Below are 19722 nucleotides of genomic sequence, written 5' to 3'. Positions count from 1 at the left end.
TGTATGCTGAAAGTCCATATCGGGTCCTTTGGTTATAATGACCGGGACATTTTAAAGAACATTTTTTTTGAAGTCGCCAAAGGCGAGCATGTGGCATTGATGGGTGAAAGCGGCTCGGGCAAGAGCACCTTGCTGAAGGTCATCTATGGAATGCTGCACGTGGAGGACGGTTCCATTTTTTGGGGAGACCAACAAGCGCTTGGGCCCAACTACAATCTGGTTCCGGGCGAGCCTTACATGAAATACCTGGCCCAGGATTTTGACCTGATGCCCTACATTACCGTGGAGGAGAACATTGGGCAGTTCCTATCCGTTTTTGAAAGGGAGACTCACCGACAACGCATCGATGAGCTTTTGGATCTCATCGAAATGGAGGCTTTTGCGAAGACGAAGGTGCAACAGCTCAGTGGCGGACAACAGCAGCGGGTGGCCCTCGCCCGGGTATTGGCACAGGAGCCCGAGATCCTGTTATTGGACGAACCTTTTGGCCATATCGATAATTTCAAGCGAAATGGGCTGCGTAGAAAATTATTCCCCTATCTGAAGGAAAAAGAGATCACGGTGCTCACGGCCAGCCACGATCCCAACGATGTGCTTCCCTATGCCGAACGGACCATCATTCTGGAGAAAGGGGAGATCATTGCCAACCAAAAGACCAGGAAACTGTACAAAACCCCTCCCAACCATTACACGGCCTCCCTTTTTGGCGAAGTGAGCGAGGTACCCATCCGACTTTTGAAATCCTATGCCAAAATAGAACGGTCGGTGCTGGTCTATCCCCACGAGTTCAAGGTTTCAAGCACGAGCGGTGTGCGGGCGGAGGTACAACATTCTTTCTTCAGGGGAGAGCATTACCTCAATGAGGGAAGGGCGGACGATGGGACCCTTCTGTACTTCAACACCCAAAAAAAACAAACCAAGGGACAATTTGTTTTCCTTAACATATCTTTGAAGACCATCAATAAGCGCCTTCAGGTTGAACAAACAGCAAGTACATAGCGAACTGGCATTCAAGGCCGTTCGGAGTGGCGGAGCTGGAGGACAGCACGTGAACAAGGTTTCTTCCAAAGTGGAGCTTACCTTTAACATCCCTACCTCCGAAGGACTCTCCGATGCCGAAAAGGAACGCTTGCTGCTCAAACTTTCCTCCCGATTGACCAACGAGGGTACGCTATTGCTGCAATGTGACGAGGCGCGGAGCCAGCACAAGAACAAGGAACTGGTGGTAAAACGCTTTTATGAGGTACTGAAAAAAGCCTTGGAGGTACCCAAAAAGCGAAAAGCGACCAAGCCGACCAAATCTTCAGTGGAAAAAAGGCTACAGTCCAAAAAGAAAGCTTCGGAAAAAAAGGAGGGACGGAAACCGCCTGATTTGGGGTGATTATCCCTCTTGTCTATCCTCAATCTTCCAAATTGGTTCTCTCCTACTGGCGCGAACCTCTTGGCTTGAGCCATTCATCAACAAAAACAATTTTTTGGGACACAAAACATGTGTTAAAAAAACACTTATATTGTATGTTCCAAAAAGGGCTTCATTTTGTCGAAGACATACATTTTGGTCTAATATTAATATCATGTCCTTAACGTTAATTCGCTGGAATCGGATGGGTTCCTTTCTTCAAATGGCTCACAAAAAGGGGGCCATGACCCTTTTTTTAATGCTCTTCATCCTTTTTTGGGGGAGCGCACAACACAAGAAGGCGCACAACCCCATCATTTTCGCTGATGTACCGGATATGTCCATGGTACGCGTCGGGAACAATTACTATATGAGCAGTACCACCATGCACATGAGCCCCGGGGTTCCCATTATGAAATCCACAGATTTGGTCAATTGGAAATTGGTGAATTATGCCTACGATACCTTAGCCGATGTGGACGCCCTTACTTTGGAAAACGGAAAAAATGCCTATGGCAGAGGGTCTTGGGCCAGTTGTATCCGGTATCATAATGATACGTTTTACGTGTTCACCTTTGCGGCAACCACAGGGAGAACCTACGTGTATTCCACAAAGGATATCGAAAAAGGTCCATGGGAGGTAAAATCCTTTGAACCCTCTTACCATGATCTTACCGTGCATTTTGATGATGATGGCAAGGTTTATATGATTTGGGGCAATGGAAAGCTGATGATGGCCGAGCTAGAACCTGATCTGTCAGGCGTAAAGGAAGGCACGGAAAGGGTGCTCATTGAGAATGCCAGTGCCCCGGCAGGTGATGATATCATGTTGGGAGCGGAAGGGTCACAATTGTTCAAGGTCGATGGTAAATATTACCTGTTCAACATCACCTGGCCCCGCAACGGGATGCGCACCGTTTTAATCCATAGGGCCAATGCCATTATCGGTCCGTATGAAGGCAAAGTGGCCCTACAGGACAGGGGAATTGCCCAAGGTGGGCTGATAGACACCCCTGATGGTGACTGGTACGCCTATCTTTTCAGGGATTATGGCTCAGTGGGAAGAATACCCTATCTCGCCCCGGTCACATGGGAAGATGGTTGGCCTATTTTAGGTGTTGAGGGCAAGGTCCCCGACACTCTGGATCTCCCAGCAGGTAAGGGGCCCATTCCCCATATTGTGGCCAGTGATGAGTTCAACAGAACCGAAAACGATCCCAAATTGCCCTTGGTCTGGCAGTGGAACCATAACCCCGTGGACAGTCTGTGGTCCTTGACCGATAGGAAAGGGCATCTAAGATTGACCACGGGGCGCATCGATGAAGATTTTGTGCAGGCACGAAACACCTTGACCCAAAGAACCATTGGCCCGGTCTGTTCGGGAACAACCGCACTGGATGTATCAAACATGAAAGAAGGCGATTTTGCCGGATTGGCATTGCTTCAAAAGAAATACGGACAGATTGGGGTGAAAATTGAAAATGGGGCAAAAAAATTGGTGATGGTAAGTGCCGAGAACGACCAACCCAAAGAAATGGAAAGCCTGACCCTACAGCAGAATATAGTCTATCTAAGGGCCGAATGCGATTTCACCGACCTCAAGGACACGGCCAAGTTCTACTACAGTTTGGATGGAAAACAGTGGTCCCAACTCGGAAGCCAGCTGAACATGTCCTACACCTTGCCCCATTTTATGGGGTATCGTTTTGGTCTCTTCAATTATGCAACCAAGAAAATAGGCGGCCACGCAGACTTCGATTATTTTAAAATAGCGGATTCATACTGAGCTAGACCCAAGGCAAAAAGAAAGGGTTTCGGGCATTTAAAAATCTCCCTTACCCCACCTCCAAAACGGTATGGGAATTGCCATTGAACACAAAGGTTTCGTCCTTTTTCTTGCCCATCAACAGTTGCGCAATGGGCGCTTCCTGGGAAATGCAGTAAATGGGCTTCCCCTCTTGTTTGAAGGCTCCCGCTGATATGGCAATGAAATAATCGGCCGCATTGGTCCTTACCAAACTGCCCAGACCAATGGTCTCCGATCTTTTCCGCACATCCACGCGTTGCAGAATACTCTTGGTCCTTTCCAGTTCCGTAAACTGCTGGGCCAGTTTTTCCTGTTCCAACTGCACCATGGCCCTGCCTGTCTCGTGCTTGTCCCCTGTGGAGTTCTTGGTCTCGGAATCCAAGGATTCCTGAAGGTCCGCATTGCTGTTCTTTAATCTTTGGGCCTTTTCACCAACGTAGTCCCAACAGAATTTCAAAAGTTGTTCCTTTATCACAATCTGCAAATATGATCACACAAATGTCAATCTAAAAATAGTTTCTTGATTTTGTAAGGAACGTACTTGTATGCCGCCGCCGTGCAATTGCACTATCCTTTTGGAAAGGCTCAGCCCAATACCGGTTCCCTCACTTTTGGTGGTAAAAAAAGGCACAAAGATCTCCTCCATGACCTCTGGTGGTATGCCCGGTCCATTGTCCTGTACCTCAATATACTTGGTGCCGTTCCCATCCTGCCCTGCCACAATGCGCACCTTTCCCTTTTCAATGCCCTCCACGGACTGTAGGGCATTCTTGGCGAGGTTGATCAGCACCTGGGCAATCTGCTTTTCGTCAATGAAGAACTCTAAGTCCTCCGGATGGCAGCCCACTTGAAAATCCACTTCGGTATCGTGCAGCCTTGCGGACATGAGCACATCTATCTTGTCCAAAAGTTCCTTGCCCCTCACAATGGTCTTGTTGGGCTCCGGTACATGCAGCAGGCTGCGGTACGATTGCACAAAATCCATGAGGTTGCCCCCTTGTTCCTTGATCACCTCCAATCCTTTGAGGGTATTCTTGATCTGGTTTTCCTCCAATTCTTCCAATGGGGTTATCCTACCATGGTTGCGGTAATACCTGATGATGGAATCCGAAATGGAGGCAATGGGCGTGATGGTGTTCATGATCTCGTGGGTAAGCACCCGAATCAGCCGCACCCAGGATTCCGTTTCCTTTTCGTCCAGTTCCTTGTGGATGTCCTGCACCACTACCAACAGCAGCGACTTTCCGTCCAGCGTCAAAGGTGTCGATTTCAATGCCAGTTGGGTCTGTTCCCGTTCATTCGAAAGTTGGAACAGTTTCCGTTCAAAAGGTTGGAAGTCCTTAAAAACGTGGTACAGTTTTTCGTCCACCTGCATCAATTGTTTGATGTGGTTCAATGGCGAATGGTCCAAAAGTTTTTCCAGCGTGGGGTTGGAGAAAAGGATGTGCCCCTTTTCATTGTAGGTCATGATCCCAATACTGGCCTGCTTCAAGATCTCTTGGTAGTACTGCTCCCTGATCTGAAGCTGCAAGTGCACTTCCTGGATGAGCCCGTTCACCCGGTTCAGGCTCTGGTTGAGCTCTTTGAAGGACTTTATGGTCACCCTTTCCGGAAAACGGAGCGTAAAATCCTCGTTTCGGATGGCGTCAAAAAAATAGGCGATCTTTCTGTTGGTGCTGTTGATAAATGTGATCAACGCATAGACCTGCGCCCCAAAAAGGATGGTGCAAAACGACAGGGCAAGATACTTCTGCCATGCCACCGAAAAAGCCAATCCCAATGCAGTAAGCGCAATTAGTGCCACCCTGATGATGAGCTGGAAATAAAAGTTGCGACTGGCCATTAGGGGTTCTTTTTCTTCAACTTGTTGTAGAGCGTCTGTCGTGAAATGCCCAATTGCTCAGCAGCGGCACTATAGTTTCCTTCGTTCTGGTCCAATGCCCTATAGATCATCTGCTGCTCCATCTCATTTAAGGTCAATAATTGCCCATCAAAAGACTGTGTGGGTTTGGCATGCAATAGAAAATCCGTGGGTTTGAGCACATTGCCATCGGACAAGATCACGGCCCGTTCCATGGTGTGCTGCAGTTCGCGCACATTGCCCGGCCAGAGGTATTCCATCAATTTTTCCTGTGCCAGATTGTTGATCTTCAACCCAGGTTTATCATACTTGTGGGCAAATTTTTTGAGGAAAAACTCGGCCAGCACCAAAATGTCCTCACCACGCTCCCTTAAGGGAGGCACCTCTATGTGGATGGTGTTGATCCTGTAGAGCAGGTCTTCCCTAAAAAGTCCGTCCACCACCATTTGTTCCAAGTTGCAGTTTGTGGCGCATATCAATCGGATGTCCACATTGACGGGTTTGTTGGAACCCACCCGGACCACCGAACGGTTCTGAATGGAAGACAGGAGTTTTGCCTGCATCTGCAAGGAAAGATTGCCTATCTCGTCCAGAAAAAGGGTGCCCTGGTGAGCTGCCTCGAACTTGCCCGCACGGTCTTCCTTGGCATCGGTGAACGAACCCTTGGTGTGCCCGAAAAGCTCGCTTTCAAAAAGATTTTCCGCTATGGAACCCATGTCAACCCCAATGAATACCTCATCCTTTCTGGCTGACAAACGGTGCAGTTCGCGGGCGATAAGTTCTTTTCCAGTGCCGTTTTCCCCCGTAATCAATACGTTGACGTCCGTTTTGGCCACTTTGGCCGCCAGATCCAACACGGAGCCCAAGGCTTTGGATTGGCCTATGATAAAATTCTTCCCTTCATTGATCACCTGCTTCAGGCTGCTCTCCTTCTTTTTGAGGTTATGGATTTCCTGCTTCGACTTTCTGAGTTCGTAGGCCGATCTCACCGTGGTCATCAACCTTTCGTTGTTCCACGGTTTGAGTACAAAGTCAGAGGCTCCTTGCTTTATGGCGGTCACGGCCAGGTCCACCGCTCCGTAGGCGGTCATCATGATCACGGAGGTGTTCGGTGATTTTTTTTTGATCTCGTTGAGCCAGAACAACCCCTCATTGCCCGTGTTCACCCCTGCCGAAAAATTCATGTCCAGCAGCACAATGTCGATTTCTTCCATGTTGGGGAACGAGGAAATCTGGTTCGGGTTGAAAAGTGTCTGGACGCTTTTGTACTCAAACTGTAGCAAAATCTCCAAAGCGCTCAACACGCTCCTGTTATCGTCTATGACCAAGATCTTGGCGTCAACCATTGGATTCTTATCTATCGTCCAAAGCTACAAATTGGAACCATATCCTCCGGCAATGTGTAAAATATTTGGACGTTTTTTGTACAATTTTTTTACACCAAATTTTAAATAAGTACTTTTAAATAAATTTATATTATTGATTTTCAGATATTTAAATATTTGGCATAAGAATGGTCTCTATTTTTGGCACAGGATAAAACTATGAACCTTAAAACATACATTGTCAGTCTGTTCTTCTTGGCCTCCCTGGTCGGGTTTTCGCAAGAAACCTGGAACTTGGATGAATGCGTGGCCTATGCCATTGAGCACAATCTCCAAGTGAAGAATACCAATTATGACAAAGATTCGAGCAAAGAGAGCTATCGGCAATCCATTCGGGACCTGCTCCCATCGGTAAGTGGATCCACCAACTATACCATCAATTATGGTAGATCTGCGGATCCGAACACCAACGATTATGTGAACACCGAGTTTTTTAGCAACAACTATTCCTTGGGGGCCAATCTGGATCTGTTCCAGGGCTTTCAAAAAATGAATACGATCAGGGCGTCCAAATTTATCTACAAGGCCACCCAAGAGGATGTGCTCCAACAAAAGTTCCTTTTGGCCTTTAGGGTAATGAACGCTTTTTATGACATCAAGTTCAACGAGGGCCTTGTGGCGAACAGTCTGGAGCAGTTGGAAATATCGCAGGCCAACTACGACCTTGTGAAAAAACAGGTAGATCTGGGAATGATGGCGGGTGCCGACCTCTACGAAGCCGAGTCTATTCTATTGGCCGATAAACTGCTGGTGACCCAGAACAGGAACAATTTGGCCAATGCCAAACTGGTCTTGTTGCAGGAAATGAACCTACTCGACCAAAACGACATTGTGCTCCAAGAAACCTTGGACCCCATTGCCGAAGAGGCCCAGGACAGTATTTCCCTAGACACGCTTTACCAAACAGCAAGGAGCTTTGTGCCACTTGTGAAATCGCAGGAATATCGGGTAAATGCCGCCAAGAAACAGCTACAGGCCACGCGGGGCACCCTCTACCCTTCGCTTTCACTGACCGCCGGGTATGGGACCAGTTATTTTGAAACCAATGTGGACGACAACGGCAACATTATTCCCTTCAAGACCCAGTTCAACGACAATGCCTCAAAGTACATGGGCGCCCAATTGAACATTCCCATCAGCAACGGATGGTCTGCCCACTCCAGGGTAAAGCAGCAAAAAATTGCTTATCTGCAGGAAAAGAACAACCTTGAGATACAGGAGCAGGAACTGTTCCGATTGTTGCAACAGCTTGTGCAGGACAACCTTTCGTTCAATGTGGAATATGAACAGAGCAACCAAAAAGTGAAGGCACAACAACTGGCCTTTGACATTGCACAAAAAAGGTACGAGAAGGGATTGATCAATGCCTTGGACCTCTTTCAGGCCAAAAACCTTTTTGCCGTTGCACAAAATGAAAACCTGCAGGTAGGGCTGAAATTAAAAGTCAACCAAAGCACCATAGACTTCTACAGCGGACTGCCCATTTTTAACATCAACTAAAACGAACCATGGATATACAATTAGAAAAAAAGAAGGGACTCAAACCAAAACATTACGGATACATTGCCTTGGGCGTGCTCCTATTGTTCGTGGGCTGGAAATTGCTCTTTGCCACTACCATGTCCACCTTCAGGACCGAAAAGGAACGTCTTTCCATTTCTGGTGTGACCGCTGGCAAGTTCGATGATTACATTACCATCAACGGGAACGTGGCGCCCATTGCCACCATCTATATGGATGCCTACGAAGGCGGTCGTGTTTCTGAAAAATTGATCGAGGAAGGGTCTATGGTGCAAAAAGGGGACATCATCCTCAAATTGGAGAACATGAACCTGTATGAGCAGATCTTGGCCAGCGAAAGTAATCTGGCATTGAAACAGAACGACCTCCGTTCCACCAAACTTACTTTCGATTCCAGACAGGTCGAAGGGAAAAAATCCCTTGCCAATGCGGAATATGACCTTGAGCGCCTGAAGCGTAATTATGAGCAGAACAAGGCCCTGTATGAAGATGAGTTGATCTCCAAGGAAACCTACCTCCTCTCCAAGGCGGATTATGAGCTGGCCCAAAAACAGTTCGAGATCGTAAAGTTGCAAACGGAGCAGGACGACCAAATGCGTGAGACTTCCCTCAAAGGATTGGATACGGACCTTTCCCGCATGCACAAGACCCTTTCCATGGTGTATGAGCGATTGGACCACCTCAACGTGCGTGCCCCTGCAGATGGGCAATTGGGTTTTCTGGATGCAGAGATTGGGCAAAACATAGCTCAGGGGCAGCGCATCGGGCAGATCAATGTCCTCACCGATTTCAAGATCGAGGCCGATATCGACGAACATTATATCGACCGTGTGAAACGCGATCTTTCGGCCATACTGGAACGCAATGGGAACGAATACGGTCTCCGCCTGCGCAAGGTGTACCCCGAAGTACGAAATGGAAGGTTCCGGGTGGATTTGGTGTTCACCGGAGAAAAACCGGAGACCATCCGTGCCGGACAGAGCTATAACATCCGATTGCAATTGGGTGAATCCAACGACGCCCTACTATTGCCCAAGGGCGGGTTTTTCCAGAGCACCGGCGGACAATGGGTGTTTGTAGTGTCTCCCAATGGAGAGGAAGCCATCAAGCGGAATGTTCGGTTGGGCAAACAAAATTCAAGATACTATGAGGTCCTGGAAGGGCTTCAACCCGGGGAGCAGGTCATTACCAGCAACTACGACAGTTTTGGCGAAGCGGAACGCATTGTCCTAAAATAAACGTGAAGTGTAACACCAATCGAAGTATATCAGTCTTTAAAAAACAACCATCTAAAAAATGATACAGATACAGAACCTTAAAAAGAGCTTCAGAACAGAAGAAGTGGAAACCTTGGCCCTGAACGGGGTCAACCTAAAAGTGGCCGAGGGGGAATTCGTGGCCATCATGGGCCCTTCCGGGTGCGGGAAGTCCACTTTGCTCAACATTATTGGTATGCTGGACAATCCCTCCGATGGCAGCTACAAGTTTGCGGGCCACGAAGTGGGCGGGCTGAAGGAGAGCCAACGCACCCAATTGAGAAAGGGAAACCTGGGCTTTGTGTTCCAGAGCTTCAACCTTATTGACGAGCTCACCGTTTTTGAAAATGTGGAGCTTCCCTTGATCTACCTCAAAATGAGCAAGGCAGAGCGCAAGGAAAAAGTGCAAAAAGTGCTCGAGCGGATGAAGATCGCGCACAGGGAAAAGCATTTTCCACAGCAACTTTCAGGAGGGCAGCAGCAAAGGGTCGCCATTGCCCGCGCCGTGGTCACCAACCCAAAACTCATTCTGGCGGATGAGCCCACGGGAAACCTGGATTCCAAAAACGGCATCGAGGTGATGAACCTGTTGACGGAACTCAACCAAGAGGGCACCACCATTGTGATGGTAACGCACTCCGATCGTGATTCACACTATGCGCACAGGGTCATCAACCTGTTCGACGGGCAAATTGTGACCGAAAGCCAAAACAAACCCATGAAAGCCATGGTCTAGGGGTTTATTCATCAATCAAAACAATCAAAAAACACCATTATGTTCAGGAACCACCTAAAAGTCGCATGGCGCAACCTAAAGTCCAACAAACTGTTTTCCATCATAAACATTGTTGGGCTTTCCATGGGTCTGACCATTGTTATTTTGCTGTTCCTGTTCATTTCACACGAAAGGAGCTTTGATTCCTCTTTTCCAAAAAAAGACAGGATCCATAGGGTGCTGCTAAAAACCAATGGGGACTTTGGTTTTGAGACCTGGGCATCGGCACCACCGGTCACTGCATTGGCCATGCAGGAAGAGGTCACCAATGTGGAAAGTGCCGCAAGGTTGCTCAAACATAATTTTGGGAGGCCTGCCTCGATGCGCATTGATGATCAGAATTTTACCGAAAATCTGTTCTATTGGGTCGATAAGGAACTGTTGACCATTTTCGATGTTGAATTGGTAAAAGGAGATGCGAGCGGTCCTTTGGACAGACCCGGAACAGTGATTATCTCCGAGACCGCGGCCAAAACCTATTTCAACCATGAGAATCCTTTGGGCCAGACTATTTTGGTGGACAACAGCCTTGCCCTTGAAGTAACCGGGGTTTATAAGGATTTCCCCGAGAACAGCACCTTGGATGCAGAGATCATGGCCTCCAGCAACGGATCTTGGTTCCATGACCGAAAATCTTGGTCCAATGCCAGTTTTGAAACCTATTGCCTGTTCAAGAAAAATGTTTCTTTGGATGCTACCCAGAAACAAATGGACCAAATGCTTGATGCCAACCTCCCAAAAAACCAGCAATGGTATTCCTTTGGTTTGCAGCCCTTGGAAAAAGTCCACTTGCATTCCGCTTCCTACGGGAATTCCTACTCCTCAAGGATAGGCGACATCAATGAAGTCCGCAACCTCACCTATCTGGCCATTTTGATCCTTCTCATCGCCTGTGTAAACTATATGAACCTGACCACGGCCCGGTCACAAAAACGCTCAAAGGAAGTGGGCATCAGCAAGACCTTGGGCGCATCTTCCGAATCATTGATTGGCAGGTTCTATGTGGAAACCGGACTCATCACGGCTATATCCATTGTCTTGGGCATTGTTCTGGCCATATTCTTACTTCCAAGCTTCAATGGGTTAACCAACCAGAACCTCAACATAGGCCTCTTGTTCAACAGCTCCTTTGGATTGGTGGTCTTGGGCATGTGGGTGGTCACTACCTTCTTTTCAGGGCTATATCCTTCCCTATATCTGTCCCGGTTCATGCCGAAAGAGATTTTATCCCCCTCGCTTACCCGGGGAAAAGGGAACGTGCTTATCAGAAAAGGATTGGTCGTGATGCAATTTGCCGCTTCCACCGCACTTATTGTGGGGGTCATGGTCATTTACCAACAGACAAAATATATCCAAAACAAAAATCTTGGTTTCGCCGCAGAAAACGTAATGGCCATTTCCGTAGGCGGGTTGCGGGAAGGGGAAAACAAGAGGGCCTTGGTGCAAGAGTTCGAAAACCTTTCGGAAGTCACTGCGGTGTCCATGGTACAGGGCTATCCCGGAATGGATGTGAGTGGGCGTACCCTTCGGAAAAAGGAAACGGACGAACAGGGCATGAACATACAGACCAACGTGACGGATGCGGGCATTGTGGACGCATTGAAACTCCATCTTTTGGCCGGCAACAGTCTTCCCAAATCCAAAAGTGAAAAAGACACTTTGGTGGAAGTGGTATTGAACAAAAAAGCGATTGACTATCTTGGGTTTACCCCTGAAGAGGCCATCGGCAAAGAAGTTTATATCGGTGTCCCCAACACCATTGTCGGGGTGGTCGAGGATTTCAATTACGAGTCCCTGCACCAACCCGTCGGGGCCTACGCCTTTCACAACAGCCCAAGCGAGGGGAAATCCTTCATGTTGGTGCGCTTCAAATCCAGGGAACTGGTCAGTACCGTTGCCACACTCAAAAACACATTCACGAGGGTAGTCCCCAACCTGGATTTCAATTATTCCTTCTTGGACCAGACCATCGCAAGAATGTATGCCCGTGAAAAAAGGGCAGGAAACATCAGCATTGTGTTCTGTCTTCTGGCCATTTTCGTTGCGGCCCTGGGCCTATTTGGTCTTGCGGCCTATACGGCGGAGCAGCGCAGAAAGGAAATAGGCATCCGAAAAGTGTTGGGGGCATCGGTAGGCAAGATCAGTCAGATGCTCTCCAAGGATTTTGCCCAATTGGTGCTCATTGGCCTGCTGATCGGTTTTCCAGTGGCCTACTTTTCCATGGAAAATTGGTTGGAAGGTTTTGCCTATCGCATCGATATAGAATGGTGGGTGTTCCTGCTGGCAGGAACCATTGCCCTGGGCATTGCCTTACTCACCGTGAGCTTTCAATCCATCAGAGCGGCATTGACCAATCCCGTAAAAAGTTTGCGGACCGAATGAATTGACATCAACATCATCAAAAAACGACCACCATGATCAAAAACCATTTCAAAATCGCCTGGAGAAGCCTTACCAAAAGAAAGGGCTTTGCCTTCATCAATATTTTTGGCCTATCCCTGGGCTTTGGTTGTAGCATATTGGTTTTCCTTTTTGTGAGCCACCATCTACGGTATGATAATTTCCATGCCAACGCGGAGCGCATCTACAGGGTGAACACCGAGGAGCACAGGGACATCATCGATTACGAAGCGGCCGTGCCCCCTGGCTTTGCCAATGCTTTTAGGCAAGATTACGATTATGCCGAGATCGTGGCCAAGAACGTGACCATGAACGATTGGCTGGTGACCTCAGAAAACGGAACTGGGAAAAAACAGTTCAAAGCTGATGTGGCCTTCACCGAAACCGGGTTTTTTGAAATATTCAACTATCCTTTGATCGACGGTTCCAATGGAGCACCCATATCGGAGCCCAACACGGCCCTGATCACTGAACAGCTGGCCAAAACCATTTTTGGGGATACCAATCCGATAAACCAGACTTTTGTTTTGGAGAACAGTGAGACCATCCGAGTAACCGGTGTGCTGAAGGACCTGCCCAAAACAACGTTGACCCAATCCCAGATTTTCGTGTCCTTCGAGACCTTGAAAAGCTATGACGAATTTACGTCATCGGAAGGTTGGGGTGGCATCAACTCTTCGCTGCACTGCTTTGTGCTCATGCGTCCAAACCAAGATATTGCCCAGATCGAGGAACAGCTCCAAGGGTATGTGCAAAAATTCAGGCCCGAACACAAGAATGTGCACCATTACAAATTGCAACAGCTATCGGACGTCCATTTTGACAAACGCTATCAAGGCGGCATGGATCCCAAAACCCTGTGGATATTCTCCTTTGTAGGTCTTTTTATCCTAATCGTGGCCAGCATCAATTTTATCAACATATCCACTGCGCAATCCACGTATCGTTCCAAGGAAGTCGGTGTGCGCAAGGTACTCGGCAGTTTTAAAGGGCAGTTGTTCTGGCAGTTCATGGCCGAAACCTTCATCATTTGCATTTCAGCCTTGGTGCTGGGCGCTGGCCTATGCCTTTTGGCACTGCCTTCCTTCAATTCTGTTTTTGATCTGGAGCTTTCCTTCCAAGAGCTCTTGAATGTCAAGTTCTTTGCCTTTGTGCTCTCCATTTTGGCATTGGTCACCTTATTGGCCGGAAGTTATCCCGGGGCCGTATTGACGCGCATAGCTCCCGTCTTGGCCCTAAAAAGAAAAATCTCCCACAATGATGTGGGCGGATATCTCACCCGAAAAACATTGGTGGTCACCCAGTTTACCATCTCCATTGTGCTGATCATTGGCACCATAGTCATTGGAAAACAATTGAAATATGCCATCAACTCCGATCTCGGCTTTGAAAAAGAGAGCATTGTCATGGTCGAGATCCCAGGTGAAATAGACCTTGTGCCCCTTCAGGGCTTCAAGGACCGACTGCTGCAGAATTCGAACGTGCATGGGGTGACCGCTTGTTTTACCTCTCCCGGAGCCGGCAACAATTCTTGGGGGACCAGTGTGACGTTCAACAACAAGCCGGAACCGGAAGAATTCAACATTAAGGTAAAGGCCGGGGATGAGGATTATTTGGATGCGTTCAACCTGAAGCTCATAGCGGGCCGAAAATTTTTCGCAAAAGATTCCGTGGATGAAATCATCGTCAATGAGGACTTTGTGAGAAAGGTGGGGCTATCGAGCCCGGAAGAGGCCTTGGGCAAGGAGATGAACATAAGCAAGGATTTCATACAGGGCAAGATTGTAGGGGTGGTCGCGGACTTTCACGATGAAGATTTCTATTCCGGGATCAGTCCCATTTTTATCGCCCCAGACTCAAGGCTGTATGCAGAAATGGCCATCCAAATCAATTTGTCCGATGCCAAAAATGCCCTGGCGCATATCGAAAGGGAGTGGTCGTCCACATTCCCCGAATATGTTTTTGGATATTCATTTCTGGACGCCCGTGTCGCACAGCTTTATGAATCGGAACAACGCTTTTTGTCCCTCATCGGGGTTTTCTCGGGACTTGCCATTTTCATAGGTTGTTTGGGGATATATGGCCTTATCCTGTTCTTCATTGTCCAAAAGACGAAGGAAATCGGCATCCGGAAAGTATTGGGTGGCAGCGTACAACATCTAGTGTCCATTGTGATCCAGGATTTTTTCAAGCTCATCATCATTGCAGGGGTCATTGCCGCGCCAGTGGCTTGGTATTTTATGAACAGATGGCTGGAAAACTTTGAGTACCGCACCGATTTAAGCTGGTGGATCTTTGTTGTGGCGGTCGCCGTTGTGATGGCCATCACCCTGATCACCATTATCTATCAAGCATTGAAGGCCGCATTGACCAATCCCATAAAAAGTTTGCGGACCGAATGAAGTGACATCATCATCAAAAAACAATCATCATGTTTAAAAACCATTTACGAATCGCTTGGCGCAATATCAAAAAAGATAAACTTTTTACCACCATTAAAATTGGTGGTTTTGCCGTTGGTATAGCCGCTTGTCTCTTGATTGCCCTTTTTATTGGGAATGAGCTGAGCTACGACACCCATTACCAGAACAAGAACCGGATCTACCGTGTGGTGATGCAGGGCACCATGGGGGGCGAACTCCTGAAGAGCGTCCATTTTCAACTTCCTTTTGCAGAGACCTTGGAGACCACCTTCCCCGAAGTGCTGAAGGCGGGCAAAATAAACACCAGCGAGCTTTTTGGTGCAGGAAGAAGGCCTCTTAGGGCCGCCGGCACCTCCCAGAACAATTTTGAGGAAGGCTTCATCTATGCGGACCAACAGGTTTTTGAAATTTTGGAACTTGAGCTGGCGGAGGGTACCCCAGAGAATCTTTTGACCAATCCCGGAAGCGTGGTGATGACGGCCGAAAAAGCTGCCAAATATTTCCCAGAGGGCAATGCCGTGGGAAAAACGGTCTATTTGGACGATAATTCCACTAGGCCCTACACGGTGACCGGGGTCATTAAGGATGATCTTTCAAAGAAATCCCACCTTGATTTTGATTTTCTTCTGGCCATCGAGGACACCAACATGAGCTGGTCCAACACCAATTACTTCACCTATCTGTTGCTCGACGACAACGCGGACGTGGCGGCCTTGGAGCTGAAAATGCGTTCCATTCTAGATCAATATGTCATCCCGTCTTATAAGGAACGCATGAGGGGAGAGGAATTCATGGAGGTTTTAAAAACCTTGGAATACAAACTACAACCTGTTGGGGACATCCATCTCAGATCCGATGCAAAAATGGGCGATGGCCTTAAACATGGTGACATCCGTTTTGTTTGGCTGTTTGCTGCCATTGCCGGGTTTGTACTCTTGTTGGCGGTGATCAATTTCATCAATCTATCCACTGCAAAATCCGCCAATAGGGCCAAAGAGGTGGGCTTGAAAAAAACCGTTGGTGCCTTTAAAAGCCATTTGATAAGCCAATTCCTCACCGAATCTGTCATCTATAGCCTCATTTCCTTTGTTATCGGGGTTTTTCTGGCCTGGCTGTTGCTTCCCACCTTCAATACCATTGCGGCCAAAAGCATTGTTATGCCCTGGTCCGCTTGGTGGTTCCTGCCTACCATTGCACTGGCGGCCCTGTTCGTTGGGATCATGGCCGGTCTTTATCCCGCCTTCTATCTATCTGCCTTCAAACCGGTGAACGTGCTGAAGGGCACCCTGAGCACTGGGAGCAAAAGTGGCAAACTCCGCAGTGGTCTGGTCGTTGTCCAATTTACCACCTCAGTGGTGTTGATCATTGGCACCTTGATCATCTACAACCAAATGAATTTCATTTTGGACAAGAAATTGGGCTTCAACAAAGACCAAGTACTGGTCATAAAAGGGACCAATCTTCTAAAGGACAACTCACAGTCCTTCAAAGAAAGGCTTCTTGGGCTGTCCGATGTGAAAGCGGTTTCCATAAGCGATTACCTCCCCATTGAGGGCACCAAGCGGAACGGGAACACTTTCGGGACGATCTCCAACGGAAGGCAAGAGGTTTCAGTGCCCGCGCAGATATGGCGTGTGGACCACGATTACATCAATACGCTTGGGTTGCAATTGAAGGAGGGACGTGGATTTTCGAAGGATTTTGCCAGCGATTCATCCGCTATTGTGATCAATTCCACCATGGCCAAGGAACTGGGCTTTGAGGACCCGATAGGAAAACGCATCAACAACGGCGAGGACTGGACCATCATCGGGGTGTTGGAAGATTTCCATTTCAAAAACCTTAAAGAGGATATTGCCCCGGTCTCCTTGGTCATTGGCGATAGCCCCAGCATGGTTTCCGTGAAACTGAACAGCAGCGAAGCCGCAAACGCCATCCATGACATACAGGCCATCTGGCAACAATATGTGCCGCAACAGGCCTTTGAGTATACCTTTCTGGACCAAGAGTTTGCCCACATGCACGACGATGTACAGCGAATGGGCAAAATATTCAACAGTTTTGCCCTCTTTGCCATTTTTGTGGCCTGTTTGGGACTCTTTGCCCTGTCCGCATTCTTGGTGGAGCAACGGAAAAAGGAAATTAGTATCCGTTTGGTCCTTGGGGCCCCGTTCAAAAGCATTTATCAGCTGCTCACCATGGATTTCATGAAATTGATCCTATTGTCGATCATCATCGCCATCCCTATCGGTTGGTACATGATGGACCGATGGTTGGAGGACTTTGCCTACAGGATCCATATCTCATGGGGAACTTTTATGCTGGCCGGGCTTTTGGCCCTGATGATCGCATTGTTGACGGTAAGCTTTCAATCCATACGAGCCGCATTGACCAATCCTGCCAAAACACTGAGGGCAGAATAAACAATCAAAAAAACGAGCACCATGTTCAAGAACAATTTGAAAATAGCCTGGAGAAGCCTGAAGAAACAACCTTTCTTCACTTTCCTGAACACATTTGGGCTGGCCATAGGCATGGCCGGTGGACTTTTGTTGGGCCTTTATATCTATGACGAGCTCAGCCACGATAGCATGTTTGCCGATTCGGAGCGCATCTATCGGCTCAATGCCGATATGAAATTTGGCGGCAAGGAAGAAGCACTTGCCGAAGTTTCCGCGCCCATGGCACAAGCCATACTGAACGATATTCCTGAAGTGGAGCTCACCACCAGGTTCAGGGGCATTGGCAGTACATTCGTCCGCACCCAAGAAGCCCTCAGCAATGTACGCGAAGCATCGGTGACCTATGCAGACTCTACTTTTTTTAAGATGCTGGGGCTGGAATTGTTATATGGGGATGAAGGGACCGCCTTGACGGAACCCAACACCTTGGTGATGACGAGGACCGCCGCCGAAAAGCACTTCACGATCGATCAGGCCATTGGAAAAACTTTGGTGCTGAACGATAATGTAACCTATACGGTGACAGGGGTCATGGAAGACCTGCCCAATAATTCATTTCTTAGGGACCGGAGCCTTTTTCTTTCCATGGCAGGTTATGAGGATGCCCAATTGGCCGAATGGGGAAGCCACAACTATTACACCCTCATCAAAATGATTCCCGGGACCAAGGCCGAGGCTATCCATGATCGGTTGCAGCAAATGGTGGGCAAATATGTGATCCCCTACGCCCAGGCATTTTTCCCGGGCATCACGGAGCAGCAGTTCATAGATTCAGGCAATTACATGATCTATTCCACAATCCCGTTGGAGGACATCCATTTGTATTCCAGAAGAAGTCCGGAGTTCAGTGCGGTGAGCGACATCAAGAACGTTTACATCCTTGGGGCCATTGCCCTTATCCTATTGGTTCTGGCAAGCGTCAACTTTATGAACCTTTCCACGGCACATTCCCTCAAAAGGGCAAAGGAAGTGGGCATCCGAAAAACCTTGGGGTCGCAACGAAAGAGCCTGATCGGGCAGTTTTTAACGGAATCGGCATTGATTGCCTTGGGATCCCTAGTGGTCGCCGTGATCATTGCGATAGCCGTTCTCCCCTTATATAATGACCTGAGCGGAAAGGACCTTTCCCTGCCCATATCCAATCCCGTGTTTTGGTCGGTCCTCTTATTGGCGGCTTTGGCATTGGGGTTCCTCTCCGGAAGCTATCCCGCACTTTTCATGTCCCGCTTTGTGGCCGCCAAAGTGCTCAAGGGACAGGGAGACCAATCTGTGGGCGGTGGCCGCGTGCGGAATGTCCTCGTCATCCTACAGTTTTCCATTTCGGTATTCTTGATCATGGGGACCCTCACGGTTTTCCAACAATTGCAATTTATTCAAGGAAAAGACCTGGGATATGCCAAAAATCAAGTCCTGATCATTCAAGGGGTGAATGCCCTTGAAGGAAAAAAACATGCTTTCAAAGATGCTGTCTCCCAACTCAGCCAAGTCAAGACAACCACATTGAGCAGTTATTTGCCCACCCCTTCGTCAAGGAGCAGCGGGACTTTTTTGCGTGCAGAGGACCAAAGCATGGAAAAAGCGCTGAACATGCAGCAATGGCAAGTGGACGAGGACTATTTGACCACTATTGGGCTGGACATAGTTGCCGGAAGAAATTTTGATGTTGATCATTTTGCCACTGATTCTTCTGCCATCCTGCTCAATGAAAAGGCCGTTGCCACTTTGGGGAAAACCCCCGAAGAAGTGCTGGGCTTACAATTTGTGGACGAATTTGATGATGGTTCGGTGGTAACCATCATTGGCGTTGTGAAGGATTTCCATTTTGAGAGTCTTAGGGACGAAGTAAGTTCCTTGGGACTGTTCTATGAAACGGATTTTGCCAGCAATTTGGCCATAAAGCTCCATGGGGGCGACGTTTCCCGAACCCTTTCGGAAATAGAGGGAATTTGGAACGATTTGGCCCCTTCCCAGCCTTTTGAGCATTATTTTATGGACGATTCCTTCAACACCAGTTATGATGCGGAACAGCGTTTGGGACAGATCTTCATGATCTTTACGGTGCTTTCCATCATCATTGCCTGTTTGGGTCTTCTTGGTCTGGCCGCCTTCAATGCACAAAAAAGGGTGAAGGAGATCGGGGTTCGGAAAGTATTGGGTGCCGGTGTGGGACAAATCGTTTACCGACTTTCGATGGATTTTCTACGACTTGTGGGGCTGTCGGTCATCATCGCATTGCCCTTGGGTTGGTATGCCATGGACCGCTGGCTACAGGATTTCTCCTATCGCATCGACATCCCTTGGTGGATCTTTGCCCTATCGGCACTCATGGCCGTGGGGGTTGCACTCTTGACCGTAAGTTACCAAAGTATAAAGGCCGCTGTGGCCAACCCTATCAAAAGCCTAAGAACCGAATAAATCATCAATCAAAATCGA

At 48.2% G+C, this 19722-nt stretch carries 13 protein-coding genes; 10 read left to right on the top strand and 3 right to left on the bottom strand.

All coding sequences use genetic code 11. The annotated features are described in order from the left end of the window. Positions 1–3 precede the first annotated feature (3 nt). From DB398_RS00205 to DB398_RS00195, 3 genes are all read left to right on the top strand, one after another. Positions 4–999, top strand: a complete 996-nt coding sequence (locus tag DB398_RS00205) for a sulfate/molybdate ABC transporter ATP-binding protein (protein ID WP_108422396.1) — start codon at positions 4–6, stop codon at positions 997–999. Then, positions 977–1381: an alternative ribosome rescue aminoacyl-tRNA hydrolase ArfB gene (arfB, locus tag DB398_RS00200; RefSeq protein ID WP_108422395.1), complete on the top strand. Its 405-nt coding sequence runs from the start codon at positions 977–979 to the stop codon at positions 1379–1381. Before DB398_RS00205 ends, arfB begins: the two co-directional genes overlap by 23 nt. Before the next feature lie 262 nt (positions 1382–1643). Further along, positions 1644–3185, top strand: a complete 1542-nt coding sequence (locus DB398_RS00195; protein WP_108422797.1) for a glycoside hydrolase family 43 protein — start codon at positions 1644–1646, stop codon at positions 3183–3185. Positions 3186–3234: 49 nt separating this feature from the next. Here the strand turns inward: DB398_RS00195 and DB398_RS00190 are convergent, their stop codons facing one another. From DB398_RS00190 to DB398_RS00180, 3 genes are read right to left on the bottom strand one after another with little or no spacing between them, the layout of a single operon-like run. Then, the gene (locus DB398_RS00190; protein ID WP_234415969.1) at positions 3235–3681 is read right to left on the bottom strand and encodes a GreA/GreB family elongation factor; all 447 of its coding nucleotides are present in this window, start codon (positions 3679–3681) and stop codon (positions 3235–3237) included. Between the two features lie 15 nt (positions 3682–3696). Continuing rightward, positions 3697–5049, bottom strand: coding sequence for a sensor histidine kinase (locus DB398_RS00185; RefSeq protein ID WP_108422394.1), 1353 nt, complete (start codon positions 5047–5049; stop codon positions 3697–3699). Then, the gene (locus tag DB398_RS00180) at positions 5049–6413 is read right to left on the bottom strand and encodes a sigma-54-dependent transcriptional regulator (RefSeq protein WP_108422393.1); all 1365 of its coding nucleotides are present in this window, start codon (positions 6411–6413) and stop codon (positions 5049–5051) included. The genes DB398_RS00185 and DB398_RS00180 overlap by 1 nt, the downstream gene beginning before the upstream one ends. A 198-nt stretch (positions 6414–6611) precedes the next feature. Here DB398_RS00180 and DB398_RS00175 point away from each other — a divergent pair, with 198 nt between their 5' ends. Genes DB398_RS00175 through DB398_RS00145 form a run of 7 tightly spaced genes read left to right on the top strand, consistent with a single transcriptional unit; the run spans position 6612 to position 19704 of the window. Then, positions 6612–7952 (top strand): TolC family protein, encoded by a 1341-nt coding sequence (locus DB398_RS00175; RefSeq protein WP_108422392.1) that lies wholly within the window; start codon positions 6612–6614, stop codon positions 7950–7952. Between the two features lie 8 nt (positions 7953–7960). Then, positions 7961–9211 carry an efflux RND transporter periplasmic adaptor subunit gene (locus tag DB398_RS00170; RefSeq protein ID WP_108422391.1) on the top strand — a complete coding sequence of 417 codons (1251 nt, stop codon included), beginning with the start codon at positions 7961–7963 and terminating at the stop codon, positions 9209–9211. Positions 9212–9269: 58 nt separating this feature from the next. Next, positions 9270–9965, top strand: coding sequence for an ABC transporter ATP-binding protein (locus tag DB398_RS00165; RefSeq protein WP_108422390.1), 696 nt, complete (start codon positions 9270–9272; stop codon positions 9963–9965). A 39-nt stretch (positions 9966–10004) separates the two neighbouring features. Further along, positions 10005–12386: an ABC transporter permease gene (locus DB398_RS00160; protein ID WP_108422389.1), complete on the top strand. Its 2382-nt coding sequence runs from the start codon at positions 10005–10007 to the stop codon at positions 12384–12386. A 32-nt stretch (positions 12387–12418) separates the two neighbouring features. Further along, positions 12419–14806 carry an ABC transporter permease gene (locus DB398_RS00155; RefSeq protein WP_108422388.1) on the top strand — a complete coding sequence of 796 codons (2388 nt, stop codon included), beginning with the start codon at positions 12419–12421 and terminating at the stop codon, positions 14804–14806. A 29-nt stretch (positions 14807–14835) separates the two neighbouring features. Continuing rightward, a complete protein-coding gene (locus DB398_RS00150; protein WP_108422387.1) occupies positions 14836–17250 on the top strand; it encodes an ABC transporter permease in 2415 nt (804 codons plus the stop codon). A 21-nt stretch (positions 17251–17271) separates the two neighbouring features. Then, positions 17272–19704 carry an ABC transporter permease gene (locus tag DB398_RS00145; protein WP_108422386.1) on the top strand — a complete coding sequence of 811 codons (2433 nt, stop codon included), beginning with the start codon at positions 17272–17274 and terminating at the stop codon, positions 19702–19704. Positions 19705–19722 lie beyond the last annotated feature (18 nt).

The organism is Flagellimonas amoyensis (assembly GCF_003058265.1).
Lineage (GTDB): Bacteria > Bacteroidota > Bacteroidia > Flavobacteriales > Flavobacteriaceae > Flagellimonas > Flagellimonas amoyensis.
This window is presented reverse-complemented; position numbering and strand designations above follow the sequence as displayed.

Excerpts from the sequence above, each read along its gene's own strand:
- DB398_RS00145 (WP_108422386.1), top strand. The coding sequence starts at position 17,272 with ATGTTCAAGAACAATTTGAAAATAGCCTGGAGAAGCCTGAAGAAACAA.
- DB398_RS00155 (WP_108422388.1), top strand. The coding sequence starts at position 12,419 with ATGATCAAAAACCATTTCAAAATCGCCTGGAGAAGCCTTACCAAAAGA.
- DB398_RS00175 (WP_108422392.1), top strand. The coding sequence starts at position 6,612 with ATGAACCTTAAAACATACATTGTCAGTCTGTTCTTCTTGGCCTCCCTG.
- DB398_RS00205 (WP_108422396.1), top strand. The coding sequence starts at position 4 with ATGCTGAAAGTCCATATCGGGTCCTTTGGTTATAATGACCGGGACATT.
- DB398_RS00180 (WP_108422393.1), bottom strand. The coding sequence starts at position 6,413 with ATGGTTGACGCCAAGATCTTGGTCATAGACGATAACAGGAGCGTGTTG.
- DB398_RS00160 (WP_108422389.1), top strand. The coding sequence starts at position 10,005 with ATGTTCAGGAACCACCTAAAAGTCGCATGGCGCAACCTAAAGTCCAAC.
- DB398_RS00170 (WP_108422391.1), top strand. The coding sequence starts at position 7,961 with ATGGATATACAATTAGAAAAAAAGAAGGGACTCAAACCAAAACATTAC.
- DB398_RS00150 (WP_108422387.1), top strand. The coding sequence starts at position 14,836 with ATGTTTAAAAACCATTTACGAATCGCTTGGCGCAATATCAAAAAAGAT.
- DB398_RS00195 (WP_108422797.1), top strand. The coding sequence starts at position 1,644 with ATGACCCTTTTTTTAATGCTCTTCATCCTTTTTTGGGGGAGCGCACAA.
- DB398_RS00165 (WP_108422390.1), top strand. The coding sequence starts at position 9,270 with ATGATACAGATACAGAACCTTAAAAAGAGCTTCAGAACAGAAGAAGTG.
- DB398_RS00185 (WP_108422394.1), bottom strand. The coding sequence starts at position 5,049 with ATGGCCAGTCGCAACTTTTATTTCCAGCTCATCATCAGGGTGGCACTA.